Source organism: Brevibacillus sp. TJ4 (assembly GCF_044627595.2).
In the GTDB taxonomy this organism is placed as follows: domain Bacteria; phylum Bacillota; class Bacilli; order Brevibacillales; family Brevibacillaceae; genus Brevibacillus.
Genome location: NZ_CP185865.1, coordinates 2,592,221 through 2,604,659, shown reverse-complemented (window position 1 = coordinate 2,604,659; position 12,439 = coordinate 2,592,221). Strand labels below are relative to the sequence as shown.

Below are 12,439 nucleotides of genomic sequence, written 5' to 3'. Positions count from 1 at the left end.
CTTATTTTTCGACTGCTTCTCCGATCGGCCGGATCTGCTTGCCCTGGCGGATCGCCTGAACGGCGCAGATGGCTTGGCCCATGTTGTCCAGCTTGACCGCCATTTCCCTGGTGCTGCTAGAATCCATGATGATCTGCACGAGGTTTTCCTCCAGCGACTGTTGCAGATTCAGTCGCTCGACGATGTCGTCCAGTTCGCCGATGACCATCTCAAACAGGTCGATCTTTTCATACAGCAGCCGCAAAATATGTTCCTCGATCGTACCTGAAGTCGACAGGTTGTAGATGTGAACGTCGCGCTTCTGGCCGAGGCGGTGGACGCGACCGATCCGCTGTTCTACGCGCATCGGGTTCCAGGGCATATCGTAGTTGATGACCTGGTTGCAAAACTGCAGGTTGATCCCTTCGCCGCCGGCTTCCGTGGCGATCAGCACCTGTGCCCGATTCTGGAACAAGTCGGTCATCCAGTCTTTTTTGCTGCGCTTGAACCCCCCGCGAAACGGCACCGAGGTGATCCCGTGCTCGTGGAGATATTTTTGCAGATAGTTTTGCGTCGCCCGATACTCGGTGAAAATAATCACTTTGTCGTTGATATTCTGGATCAGTTCGACTGTCTTCGCTGCCTTGGAATGTGTGTCGATACGCTTGATCAGCTCGACCAGCTCGACGATTTGCTCGCGCAGGGGAGAGTCTTCAGGTGTTCGCTGGTGCATGTTGTACAGCGTCATAAAAGCGGCTTCCTTGCTGGAACAAACCTCGCGCTGCAGCGTAATCAAGGCAAGCGAGTTGAATCCGCCCTTGCCGGAGTGATACTGGTCGCGGACAAAACGCGTTACGCCGTCGTAGAGCGCCATCTCCTCCGGGGTCAGCTCGATCGGGACGGATTGCACCCGGCGATTGGTAAATTGGATTCCGCCGTCGCTGCGTTTGTTGCGGATCATCACTTTTTCAATCTCGGCTCGCAGCTGATCGTTGTTTTTCGCTTGCCGCTTGCCTTCCACGTAGTTGCTGGAAAACGCGTTCGTATGGCCGAGCAGTCCCGGCTTGAGCAGGTTGATCAGGTTGTACAGCTCGTCCATTTCGTTCTGGATCGGAGTCGCGGTCAACAGCAGGCAGTATTTTTTGCGAATCTCCTTGACGAACTGGTAGTTGCGCGTCCGCTTGTTTTTTAATTTGTGGGCTTCATCAATAATCAGCATATCGTAGTCAATATCGAGGACGTGGCGGCGGTGCGGGTCCCGTTTGGCAGTATCGATCGAAGCCACGACGACCTCGTGCTGGCGCCACATGTACTCTTTTTTTTGCGCCACGGCAGGGATGCCGAACTTTTGATTGAGTTCCTTGGTCCACTGGATGACCAGGGAAGCGGGGACGAGGATCAAAATTTTTTTCGCCAGGCCTCGGACCAGATACTCCTTCATAATCAGTCCTGCTTCGATCGTTTTTCCCAGCCCGACTTCGTCAGCGAGGATGGCCCGCCCGCGCATTTCGTTCAACACGCGTTCTGCTGTGCTCAACTGATGAGGGAACGGGGTGAGATGCGGCAAGTATTTGAGACATTGCAACTGGTCGAAATCGCGGACAGCCATTGCCTCTTCCGCCTCCAAAGCCAGCCTGAACATCTCCCATCTGTCCCATGGACCGTCTTCCTGCATGCGCGCAGCCAGCTCGTCGATCCAGGATGTATCGAATGAGACCGGAACATTCAGCATATCGTGTACTCCTTACATGCTCTTGTAAATTGTAGGTTTTCAAGCGCCGACTCTCATGGTAGGATAAAGTTGACGTTCTTACCTAGTATGGAATTATATGAAAAACTTATGTATGATCACGTATCCACCGCGAATGATAGTAGCAGGGAGAGACTGCTCTTGCAGCAGCGCCGAAGGAGCAAGCCGGTGACGGTGAATCTCTCAGGCAAAAGTACCGCTACTGGACGCAACTCTGGAGAGAGCTCGATGCGAGCCACCAAAGGGGAAACTTGCCCGGCCTTTGACGATTCGTCCGGCTGCGGCAAGGCAACTCTCAGGTACCAAGGACAGAGGAGGAGAAACGGGAGCTTTTTATGCGCATGCCCGTTTTTCTTTTTTCTGTCTTTTTTGTGTTTTGTTCCTTTTCCAAATATCTTTTCGGAGGCGCTGTTTATGTCCAATCTGAAACGAACGCCACTTTTTGCAAGCTACGCCAGGTACGGAGGAAAAACCATCGATTTCGGCGGTTGGGAGCTTCCCGTGCAGTTCTCCGGCATCGGCCAGGAGCATGAAGCGGTACGCACCAAGGCCGGACTGTTTGACGTCTCGCACATGGGCGAGGTGGATGTAAAGGGGGAAAATGCCCTTGCCTACCTGCAACGCGTCACCACCAATGACGTATCCAAGCTCGCCGTCGGGCAGGCGCAGTACAGCGTGCTCTGCTACCCGGACGGAGGCACGGTGGACGATCTGCTGGTGTACAAACTGGCTGACGATCACTATTTGTTGGTAATCAATGCGGGGAACATCGAGAAGGATGTCGCCTGGCTGCAGGAGCATCGAATCGACGGTGTAACGATTGAAAATATCTCCGATCGGGTTGCGCAGCTCGCCATCCAGGGACCGCTTGCGGAACAGATTCTGCAAAAACTGACCGAGACGGATTTGTCGCAAATCGGCGTCTTCCGTTTTGAGCAAAATGTCCTCGTGGACGGTGTTCCGGCACTCGTCTCCCGTACCGGCTACACAGGTGAGGACGGCTTCGAACTGTACTTTGAGGCGGACAAGGCAGAGCAGCTTTGGGATCGCCTGCTCGCTGCCGGAGCGGAAGACGGACTTTTGCCATGTGGCCTGGGTGCTCGCGACACGCTGCGCTTCGAGGCGCGTCTGCCGCTGTACGGTCAGGAACTGACTCGTGAGATCAGCCCGATCGAAGCGGGAATCGGCTTTGCTGTCAAAACGGACAAAGAAGTGCCGTTCATCGGGCAGGAAGCGCTGAAAGAGCAAAAGGAAAACGGTGCTACGCGCAAACTGGTCGGGATCGAAATGATCGATCGGGGAATTCCCCGGACGCATTACCCGGTCTATGCCGGCGAGGAAAAGATTGGCGAGGTGACCACCGGTACACAGTCGCCGACCTTGAAAAAGAATGTCGGGCTTGCCCTGATCAAAAGCGAGCATGCCGCGCTGGGTACGCAACTGGAAGTGGAGATTCGCGGCAAACGCCTGCGGGCCCAAGTCGTCGCGACGCCCTTTTACAAGCGTCCGAAACCGTAAGCTGCCAAATCGAAAACCATCTCATAAAGGAGGACAACACCCGTGAAATACCGCTACCTGCCGCAAACTGACCAGGACAAGCGCGAGATGCTGGAGGCGCTTGGCATCTCCAGTGTGGAGGAGCTGTTTGCCGATATTCCGGAGGAGGTTCGCTTCAAAGGAGAACTGCAAATTCCGCCAGCACTCTCCGAGCCGGAGCTGGTCCGTTACTTTACCCGTCTTTCCAATCAAAACGTCAACTTCAGCACACACATCAACTTTCTCGGTGCGGGCGTCTACCAGCATTACATCCCGAGCACCGTCAACCACATGCTGCTGCGCGGCGAATTCTTTACCGCCTACACTCCGTACCAGCCGGAGATCAGCCAAGGGGAGCTGCAAGCGATTTTTGAATACCAGACGATGGTCTGTGAACTGACGGGCATGGAAGTCGCCAACTCCTCGATGTACGACGGAGCCACCTCGCTGGCAGAAGCGGCGATGATGGCAGCAGGGCATACAGGCAAGAAAAAAGTCATCGTCTCCCGCGCCGTACACCCTGAGTCGCGCGCTGTGCTGGCTTCCTACGCACACGGGCAAAGCGTGGAGCTGGTCGAAGTCGGACTGACTGCTGACGGAGTCACCGACCTGGAAGCACTGGAAACGATGATCGATGACCAGACTGCGGCAGTTGTCGTCCAGTACCCCAACTTCTTCGGAAACGTAGAAGATTTGGCGGCTCTCGAACCGGTTGTCCACGGAAAGGGCGGACTGATGATCGTTTCGTCCAATCCGCTGGCGCTGGGCATTTTGGAGGCACCGGGGAAATTGGGCGCTGACATCGTCGCGGGTGACATGCAGCCGTTCGGAATCCCTGCTTCCTTCGGCGGACCGCACTGCGGGTATTTTGCCACCACGTCCAAACTGATGCGCAAAATGCCGGGGCGCATCGTCGGACAGACCAAGGACGAAAACGGCAAACGCGGCTTCGTACTGACCCTGCAAGCCCGTGAACAGCATATCCGCCGCGAGAAAGCGACATCCAACATTTGTTCCAACCAGGCGCTGTTGGCACTCGCCGCCTCGATCACATTGACTGCACTCGGCAAGCAAGGGGTGCAGGAGATGGCGATGATGAACCTGCAAAAAGCGCATTACGCCAGACAGGCGTTCCGGGAGAAAGGTTTCGACGTGCTGTTTGACGCGCCGTTCTTCCACGAGTTTGCCGTGAAGCTGGGCAAACCGGTATCGGAAGTCAATCAGGAGCTGCTGAAGGCTGGCATCATCGGCGGCTACGATCTGGGCATCGACTTTCCCGAATATGCCGGACACATGCTGCTCGCGGTGACCGAGCTGCGGACAAAAGACGAGATCGACACATTGGTGCGGGAATTGGAGGCGATCACACGTGCGTAACGATCAGGAAAAAGCGTTGATTTTTGAGCTGAGCAAGCCAGGGCGTGTAAGCTACAATCTGCCTGAGCTGGACGTTCCCGAGACGGATGTTGCCAGCCTTTTGCCCAAGCATTTGATCCGCGAAGCGCCAGCCGAGCTGCCGGAAGTATCCGAGCTGCAGCTGGTCAGACACTACACCGAGCTGTCCCGCCGCAATCACGGGGTAGACAACGGCTTTTATCCGCTTGGCTCGTGTACGATGAAATACAATCCGAAAATCAATGAAGATGTGGCCCGTTATCCCGGGTTTGCGCAGATTCACCCATACCAGCCGGAAGAGAGCGTGCAGGGGGCACTGGAGCTGCTCTACAATCTGCAGGAAGAGCTGGCAGCCATCACCGGCATGGATGCGGTGACACTCCAACCGGCTGCCGGAGCAGCAGGCGAGTGGACCGGACTGATGATGATCCGCGCCTACCATGAAAGCCGTGGAGAAGGACATCGCACCAAGGTCATCGTGCCCAACTCGGCACACGGAACGAACCCGGCTTCTGCTGCCGTGGCAGGGCTGGAGACGGTGACGATCCCGTCCGATGAGCGCGGCCTGGTCGATATTGAAGCATTGCGTGCGGCTGTTGGCAATGACACCGCAGCACTGATGCTGACCAACCCGAACACGCTCGGCCTGTTCGAAGAAAACATCGTGGAAATGGCAGAAATCGTCCATGAGGCAGGCGGCTTGCTGTATTATGACGGTGCCAATGCGAATGCCATTCTCGGCATTGCCCGTCCGGGTGACATGGGCTTTGACGTAGTCCACCTGAACCTGCACAAGACGTTTACCGGTCCCCATGGCGGCGGCGGTCCCGGAGCTGGTCCGGTCGGCGTCAAAAAGGTACTGGAGCCGTTTTTGCCAAAGCCGATCGTGGCCAAACGCGAGGACGGAACATTTTACTGGGATCAGGAGCGCCCGCAATCGATCGGTCGCGTAAAAGGCTACAACGGCAACTTCGGTATTCTCGTCCGCGCCTACAGTTACATCCGCACGATGGGGCCGGAGGGCTTGCTGCAAGTCTCGCAAAACGCCGTACTCAACGCCAACTACATGATGCGCAGACTGGCAACCGCCTACAAGCTGCCGTACGATCAAGTGTGCAAGCACGAATTCGTCCTCTCCGGCGTTCTCCAGAAAAAGCTCGGCGTGCGTACGCTGGACATCGCCAAGCGCTTGCTGGACTTCGGCTATCATCCGCCGACTATCTACTTCCCGTTGATCGTGGATGAGTGCATGATGATCGAACCGACCGAGACGGAGACAAAAGAGACACTGGATGAGTTTATCGAAGTGATGCTGCAAATCGCCCGGGAGTGCGAGGAAAACCCGGAAATCGTACAGGAAGCGCCACACACCACGGTGGTAAAACGACTGGACGAGGCGACAGCCGCACGAAAACCGATCCTGCGCTACCAGCCGCAGCAGTAATAGCGAAGCACGAAAAGCCGCCTGTACACACGGGCGGCTTTTTCGCCACTCGCAAACTTCCTCTTGGTCCACGATTTCGTGGTATGATGAGGGGAGAAGGCCAGGTGGATGAGACGAGTGGAAGGAGGGTGCGCATGAGAAAGCGGATTGCGTTTACCGGTGGGGGTTCTGCCGGCCATGTAATGGTCAACCTCGCTTGCATTCCTCACTTTCTGGAGGAGGGTTGGGAGGTCGCGTACCTCGGCCAGGAAAATGGAATCGAGCGAGATTTGCTGACTGACTTCCCATCCGTTCGCTATGAGGCAATCTCCGCAGGGAAGCTTCGCCGCTATTTCGATTGGAAAAACGCGACGGACCCGTTTCGTATCGGCAAAGGTGTCTGGCAGGCGTACCGCTTTTTTCGTACGTGGCGTCCGGATGTGATTTTCTCCAAAGGCGGTTTTGTCAGTGTGCCGGCAGTAATGGGAGGCTGGCTCAACGGAATTCCAGTCGTCATCCATGAATCTGATTTGACGCCCGGACTGGCCAATCGATTGGCTATCCCATTCGCTCAAATCGTGTGCACGACGTTCCCCGATACTCTTCGCCATCTTCCAAAAGGAAAGGGGATTCATCTCGGGGCAATCGTCCGTGAAGAATTGAAGCGTGGGAAAAAAGAGCGCGGGTATGCGCTTTGTGGTTTTCGCCCCCAGAAGCCCGTCTTGTTTGTCGCTGGCGGCAGTCTCGGATCGGCACGGATCAATCAGGCGATACGAAACAATTTAGAGGAACTGCTTGCCCATTTTCAAATAGTGCATTTATGCGGCAGCGGACAGGTGGATGAGAGGCTGGAACAACCAGGCTACAAGCAGTTTGCCTACGTCAACGAAGAACTGCCTGATCTTTTGGCAATCACCGATGTGGTCGTCTCGCGTGCCGGCTCCAATGCGATTTTTGAGTATCTTGCCCTGCAAAAACCAATGCTTTTGATCCCCTTGTCCAAAGAAGCCAGCCGGGGAGACCAGATCTTGAATGCACGCTCTTTTGAGCAACAAGGGTTATGCCACGTTTTGATGGAGGAGGAGTTGGATGACTTCAGCTTCAGGCAGGCAGTCGACAACCTTTGGCATCAGCGAACGGACATGTTGAACTCGATGAGAAAGATGGAGCAGCGGGACGTTTTGGCAGAATTGCTGCACCTCATCAAGACAGCTCGCCGATAGATCATTTGAAATGAAAAAAAGTTTAACGAAACTTAACTTGTTTAACCCAGGGAGGGACGCTCATGGAAACATGGCGATATATCGTTACGAAATCGATGTCTCCGGCGATGAACATGGCCGTGGACGAGGCAATCTTGCAGATGCACGCGGAGAAAAAGGTGCCTCCGACCGTGCGTTTTTACACCTGGAACCCGGCGACGCTGTCCATCGGCTATTTCCAAAAGGCGCTCAAGGAGATCAATCTGGAGGAAGTCGACAGACAGGGCCTCGGCTTTGTGCGCCGCGCTACCGGTGGACGGGCGGTCCTGCATGACAAGGAGCTTACATACAGCGTCATCGTATCGGAGGATCATCCGCGCATGCCCTCCAGCGTGACCGAGGCGTACAAGGTAATCAGCATGGGACTGTTGCACGGTTTTCAAAATCTCGGCCTGCAAGCGGAGATGGTGTCGCTGGCGAGTGAAGAGGAAAAGGAGAAGTACAGCTCTCCCGGTTCATCTGCCTGCTTTGATTCCCCTTCCTGGTATGAGCTGGTCGTCGAAGGGAAAAAAGTAGCCGGCAGCGCCCAGACCCGGCAAAGAGGGGTGATCCTGCAGCACGGCTCGATTTTGCTCGATATGGACGTGGAGCTGCTGTTTTCCTTGCTCCATTTTTCATCCGAGCGACTCAAGCAGCGGATGATGGACAGCTTCCGGCAAAAAGCGGTGACGATCAACGAGGTCAGCAGCCGCCCGATCGGACTGGAGGAAGCGATAGAGGCGTTCGGGCGTGGCTTTGCCAGCGGACTTGAGATCGAGCTCGTCCCGTCCGAATTGACCGCAGAAGAGCTGGAGCTGGCAGAGGAGCTGGCGCGAACGCGTTACGCTACTGAAGAATGGAATTTGCGCCGATGAGAACAAGTGCAGCCAAAGAAAAAATCCAATCCGCTTTTTGAGGGATTGGATTTTATTGGCTTATACGAGAACTTCAGCGTCGATATGCTGTTCGAACAACGCTTGCAGCTTTTGCGTGACAGAGCCGACTTTACCGTCTGCGATCGCTTGCCCGTTTACGCTGACAAAAGGCATGACTTCCTGTGTCGTGCTGGTCAGGAATACCTCGTCGGCTTGCATCAAAAAGTCGATGGTAAAGGCATTCTCGTGGACGGGAATACCGTTTGCTTTTGCCAGGTCGATGACGATTTGCCGGGTGATGCCGTGCAGGATGAGATTGTCTGCCTGGTGTGTATGCAAAGCGCCGTCTTTGACAACGAACAGATTGGACGCGCTGCATTCGGTGATGACCCCGTTGCGGTGGAGGATGGCATCATGGGCACCTGCATCCTTGGCGTATTCTTTTACCAGGACGGCTCCGAGCAGGCTCAGCGATTTGATGTCACAACGCAGCCAGCGCACGTCCTCGATCAGATGCGCGGTCAAACCTTTCTTTTGCTCGGCTACAGGGCGTTCTTTTTTTCTGACAAAAGCCATCAGCACGGGCTTGGATTGAGCCGGAATATCGTGAACACGAGGAGTGGCCCCACGGGAGATTTGCATGTAAATAATTGCGTCGTCTTTAGCTTCGTCGGGATTTTTGTCCATCAACTGTTCTGCGACCTCGCGCAGCTCGGCTGCACTCCACGGCAGCTCCATCTTGATTTCCCGAGCGCTGCGGTACATGCGTTCGATGTGAGCATCCCACATGTAAAGTTTGCCCTTGTAGATGCGGATTACCTCGTACACGCCATCGCCAAAATTATAACCGCGATCTTCTGGATCAACTGCTGCCAGTCCTTCTTCCACCCATTTTCCATCTACGTAGAGCATCGTTTTTTCCTCCTTGAATCGTACCTGCTTGTGATGCTTCCACATTAGCAAATCGCTACAGAACGGTCAATTTGAAATCAGGAAATTGAGTATCAATCATTTTTTGAATCAAACAGTGCAAGTATAAAGATAATTCATATCGAAAGCATCGGTGGCAAACCACGATTTTCGTTCAAGGGCTCTTGCGCTGCAAAAACAGTGCGCGGACCAGCAAAAGAAAGCCGCAATAGGTTGCCCCGGTCGCGATAAAGGTGAAGCTCGACGGGAAGGCAGTTGCCAGCAGGGCGAAGACCAGGATGAACCCAAAGAGAAGCAAAAGAAGTGGGACAAGCTGTAGATGATGGCGCTTCGACAAGGGCTGTGCCAGGGCAAATACCAGTGCGGCTGCGATTACCGCGATGTGCAGCAGGGACAACAGGGCGTGCAGCCAGCTTCCTAATGGAGAGAGCCGTTCCAGGATCGCAGTCACAGGTGTCAGCGTGTTGTGCACATCGTGCCAGTGCGCGAGCAGCACGGCTTGACCGAGCAATGCGAAGACGAGAAAGCCGGCGCTCCCCGCGTAGACCCCGAAGCGCACCGTCGCTTCCCCTCTCGCACGCTTCGCCAGAGGAATCGTCAGCATCAGGCAAAGCAGGCTGTGCAGGCCCAGGTACGAGAGGGCGTGGATGATCCAATATCCGTTGAGCTGATACCCGAGTGAGGGGATGGGCACGTGGCGTTGTTCCAAAAAAAGCAGGGCAAACAGCAGAAAGCCGCCTGCCAGGGAAAGGGCAGCGCTTGAAACAAGCAGCGTCCATCCGCGCAGCAAGAGGAGGGCGGCAGCCAGCACGATCACGAACACAAACAGCCACGTAAACGTCCCGCCTGTCAGGTGCAAGACGAAACTGCCGATCATCGCTCCGGCGTAGCTGAGCAACAGCAGGTGGGTGAGAACGGAAATTCCCGGCGCAACCGCCTCGTTGAACCAGCGGCAGATCAGCTCATGGAGCGAACCGATCTGGTGGCGATGGCAATAGGCAAGAACGGTAGAGCCGAACCAGGCAAGTCCGATTCCGGTCAACACGATGCCGATCGCTCCCCATGTGCCGAAAAAGGCGAAAAAGCGCAGCCACTCGTAGCCGCTCAAGTACGAGCCGCCGACCGCAGCCCCGGCGAACAGGAGGGCAATGGGCCACGTATTTTTGTCCATAGGCATCATCCTTATCTCCAACTTGGTACAAGTGTATGAGCACAGCCGACTCGTTCAGAACCGGGGAACACAAAAACACAAAGCCCCCGGATGCTGCACGACAAAATCCAGACAAATCGTGGAGAAAAGCTGCCAATGGGACAGGTTTTTCTTGCAAATCATTCTCACTGCACGGTATGATAACTTTACGTGTCCATTTGCACGTCCGAAATACGGTTTGGAAATGAGGGATTCCCATGCCGACGCCTAGCATGGAAGACTATTTGGAACGAATCTACAGCTTAATCGAGGAAAAGGGCTACGCCCGTGTCTCCGATATCGCCGAAGCGTTGGAAGTGCATCCCTCTTCGGTAACAAAGATGGTTCAAAAACTGGACAAAGACAAATACCTGATTTACGAAAAGTACCGCGGTCTGGTGCTGACCCCGAAAGGGAAGAAGATCGGGAAACGCCTGGTGGATCGGCACAGTTTGTTGGAAGAGTTTATGAGGATCATCGGCGTGGACGAAAGCCACATCTACCAGGATGTGGAGGGGATCGAGCATCATTTGAGCTGGGAGTCGATTACCTGTATCGAATATCTGGTGCAGTATTTTCAGGCTGACCCGAGCAGGATTGGCGAATTGCAGCGAATCCGGCTGGAAGACGAACAAAAAGAAGAATTGGAATAAAGGCGTTGGCCCTCGGGTCAGCGTCTTTTCTCTTGTCGTAAGGGAAAAGCTGTCACTCTATATTGATAAGGAGGGATGATACGGAGGTGGAGAGATGAAGGCTGACGCAGTCTTCGAAGGCGGCGGCGTAAAAGGCATCGCTCTGGTCGGCGCCCTGCAGGTGATGGAGGAGAACGGGTACACGTGGGAGAAGCTCGCGGGCACATCTGCTGGCTCCATCGTCGCAGCCCTGGTGAGTGCGGGATACAACAGCTACGAGCTGAAAGAAATTCTCGAAGAGCTGGATTACCTCTACTTGCTGCAAAACAAAGGGATCGGCCGCCTTCCCTATATCGGGCCTGTTTTCGAGCTGTTTTTTCACGATGGATTGTATCGGGCCGACCGGATTGAGCTGTTTATCGATGATCTGTTGAAGAAAAAGCGGGTGAGTACGTTTGGCGACTTGCCTTTGGGCAAGCTGCGCATCATTGCCTCTGACATCAGTGCCGGGAAGATGGTCGTTTTGCCCGATGACCTGGTCGAGTACGATCTGCCTCCCGAAAATTTTTCGATTGCCCGCGCAGTTCGCATGTCGTCGTCCATCCCGTTCTTTTTTCAGCCGGTGAAGTTGAAAAAAGACCGTGTCCAGCACTACATCGTCGACGGCGGACTGCTAAGCAACTACCCGATTTGGCTGTTTGACGTCCCGGGCGTTCCCCAGTGGCCGACGATCGGCTTTCGGTTGCAGGATAAGCAGGCATTGCAGCAGGAGGCGCGGATTTCCGGTCTGCTCTCTCTCACCCGGGGCCTGATTACGACGATGCTCGATGCGCACGATCGCAGGTTTGTGGAAAAGGCGCATGCGATTCGCACCATTTTTATCGATACGCTGGGAGTACGGGCGACGGATTTCCACATGACGCTGGAGGTGCGCAAGAAATTGTACGAATCCGGCCAGGAGTCGGCGCGCAGATTTTTGAACCATTGGAATTTTCGCGAGTACGTGGAAGTATACCGGCGAAAGTCCGGACCGCGAATCCTCGTCTAGTGGAAAGCAAAAAAACAGGCAGCCGTTGCGAGCAGTGGCAGCCTGTTTTTTTGGATGTGGATTACTGACTGAGGTTGTTTGGTGAATCCTCGCTGCTAGACTTTTCCTCTTGCTTTCGCTTGCTCCCATTGATGACGCGAAAGGGATGATTTTTTCGCGCCGGCTTGCTCTGTTTTTTGGCGCCGTAACGATAGGACTGTTGCGCTTTGGGCCTCGGTTGGTTCAGCTTTTTTGACGGATTGCTGCTGCGCGGGAAAAAGGTACCGTATCGCAGGTAGTTACTGATGCCCACGTACAGCAAAACAGACAAAGCAATGATGATCAGCGTTTTGATCGGATCGGCAAACAGCGTCACCAAAAAACCGTAGATGGCAAGCAGCAAAACGATCATAATGACTGGCGGAATACGGCGGAACATAGGGCTTCACCTCAATGGGATGT

At 54.7% G+C, this 12,439-nt stretch carries 11 protein-coding genes and 2 riboswitches; of the genes, 7 read left to right on the top strand and 4 right to left on the bottom strand.

The genetic code is table 11. The annotated features are described in order from the left end of the window. Position 1: 1 nt before the first annotated feature. Positions 2–1,711 carry a DEAD/DEAH box helicase gene (locus tag ACAF76_RS12755; protein WP_400163932.1) on the bottom strand — a complete coding sequence of 570 codons (1,710 nt, stop codon included), beginning with the start codon at positions 1,709–1,711 and terminating at the stop codon, positions 2–4. A gap of 133 nt (positions 1,712–1,844) precedes the next feature. Continuing rightward, positions 1,845–1,938, top strand: a riboswitch (glycine riboswitch). Beyond that, positions 1,939–2,051, top strand: a riboswitch (glycine riboswitch). A 92-nt stretch (positions 2,052–2,143) separates the two neighbouring features. On the opposite strand from ACAF76_RS12755, the gene gcvT reads away from it, so the two are divergent. From gcvT to ACAF76_RS12730, 5 genes are all read left to right on the top strand, one after another. After that, on the top strand, positions 2,144–3,247 hold the full coding sequence (gene gcvT / locus ACAF76_RS12750) for a glycine cleavage system aminomethyltransferase GcvT (protein ID WP_400163931.1): 1,104 nt from the start codon (positions 2,144–2,146) through the stop codon (positions 3,245–3,247). 42 nt (positions 3,248–3,289) lie between these two features. Further along, a complete protein-coding gene (gcvPA, locus tag ACAF76_RS12745) occupies positions 3,290–4,642 on the top strand; it encodes an aminomethyl-transferring glycine dehydrogenase subunit GcvPA (RefSeq protein WP_400163930.1) in 1,353 nt (450 codons plus the stop codon). Further along, entirely contained in the window at positions 4,635–6,104 is a 1,470-nt protein-coding gene (gene gcvPB, locus ACAF76_RS12740) for an aminomethyl-transferring glycine dehydrogenase subunit GcvPB (protein WP_400163929.1), read from the top strand. The genes gcvPA and gcvPB overlap by 8 nt, the downstream gene beginning before the upstream one ends. 134 nt (positions 6,105–6,238) lie before the next feature. Continuing rightward, positions 6,239–7,306 (top strand): undecaprenyldiphospho-muramoylpentapeptide beta-N-acetylglucosaminyltransferase, encoded by a 1,068-nt coding sequence (locus ACAF76_RS12735; RefSeq protein ID WP_400163928.1) that lies wholly within the window; start codon positions 6,239–6,241, stop codon positions 7,304–7,306. 62 nt (positions 7,307–7,368) lie between these two features. Then, positions 7,369–8,199 (top strand): biotin/lipoate A/B protein ligase family protein, encoded by an 831-nt coding sequence (locus ACAF76_RS12730; protein WP_400163927.1) that lies wholly within the window; start codon positions 7,369–7,371, stop codon positions 8,197–8,199. Between the two features lie 60 nt (positions 8,200–8,259). On the opposite strand, the gene dat is transcribed toward ACAF76_RS12730, so the two are convergent. Further along, on the bottom strand, positions 8,260–9,111 hold the full coding sequence (gene dat / locus ACAF76_RS12725; RefSeq protein WP_400163926.1) for a D-amino-acid transaminase: 852 nt from the start codon (positions 9,109–9,111) through the stop codon (positions 8,260–8,262). A 172-nt stretch (positions 9,112–9,283) separates the two neighbouring features. After that, positions 9,284–10,300, bottom strand: coding sequence for a hypothetical protein (locus ACAF76_RS12720; RefSeq protein WP_421616747.1), 1,017 nt, complete (start codon positions 10,298–10,300; stop codon positions 9,284–9,286). A gap of 236 nt (positions 10,301–10,536) precedes the next feature. On the opposite strand from ACAF76_RS12720, the gene mntR reads away from it, so the two are divergent. Continuing rightward, positions 10,537–10,971, top strand: coding sequence for a transcriptional regulator MntR (mntR, locus tag ACAF76_RS12715; RefSeq protein WP_400163924.1), 435 nt, complete (start codon positions 10,537–10,539; stop codon positions 10,969–10,971). A gap of 94 nt (positions 10,972–11,065) precedes the next feature. Then, the gene (locus ACAF76_RS12710) at positions 11,066–11,998 is read left to right on the top strand and encodes a patatin-like phospholipase family protein (RefSeq protein ID WP_400163923.1); all 933 of its coding nucleotides are present in this window, start codon (positions 11,066–11,068) and stop codon (positions 11,996–11,998) included. A gap of 61 nt (positions 11,999–12,059) precedes the next feature. On the opposite strand, the gene ACAF76_RS12705 is transcribed toward ACAF76_RS12710, so the two are convergent. Beyond that, the gene (locus ACAF76_RS12705; protein WP_400163922.1) at positions 12,060–12,416 is read right to left on the bottom strand and encodes a hypothetical protein; all 357 of its coding nucleotides are present in this window, start codon (positions 12,414–12,416) and stop codon (positions 12,060–12,062) included. Positions 12,417–12,439 lie beyond the last annotated feature (23 nt).

Excerpts from the sequence above, each read along its gene's own strand:
- ACAF76_RS12710 (WP_400163923.1), top strand. The coding sequence starts at position 11,066 with ATGAAGGCTGACGCAGTCTTCGAAGGCGGCGGCGTAAAAGGCATCGCT.
- ACAF76_RS12755 (WP_400163932.1), bottom strand. The coding sequence starts at position 1,711 with ATGCTGAATGTTCCGGTCTCATTCGATACATCCTGGATCGACGAGCTG.
- ACAF76_RS12720 (WP_421616747.1), bottom strand. The coding sequence starts at position 10,300 with ATGGACAAAAATACGTGGCCCATTGCCCTCCTGTTCGCCGGGGCTGCG.
- gcvT (WP_400163931.1), top strand. The coding sequence starts at position 2,144 with ATGTCCAATCTGAAACGAACGCCACTTTTTGCAAGCTACGCCAGGTAC.
- ACAF76_RS12705 (WP_400163922.1), bottom strand. The coding sequence starts at position 12,416 with ATGTTCCGCCGTATTCCGCCAGTCATTATGATCGTTTTGCTGCTTGCC.
- mntR (WP_400163924.1), top strand. The coding sequence starts at position 10,537 with ATGCCGACGCCTAGCATGGAAGACTATTTGGAACGAATCTACAGCTTA.
- ACAF76_RS12730 (WP_400163927.1), top strand. The coding sequence starts at position 7,369 with ATGGAAACATGGCGATATATCGTTACGAAATCGATGTCTCCGGCGATG.
- ACAF76_RS12735 (WP_400163928.1), top strand. The coding sequence starts at position 6,239 with ATGAGAAAGCGGATTGCGTTTACCGGTGGGGGTTCTGCCGGCCATGTA.
- dat (WP_400163926.1), bottom strand. The coding sequence starts at position 9,111 with ATGCTCTACGTAGATGGAAAATGGGTGGAAGAAGGACTGGCAGCAGTT.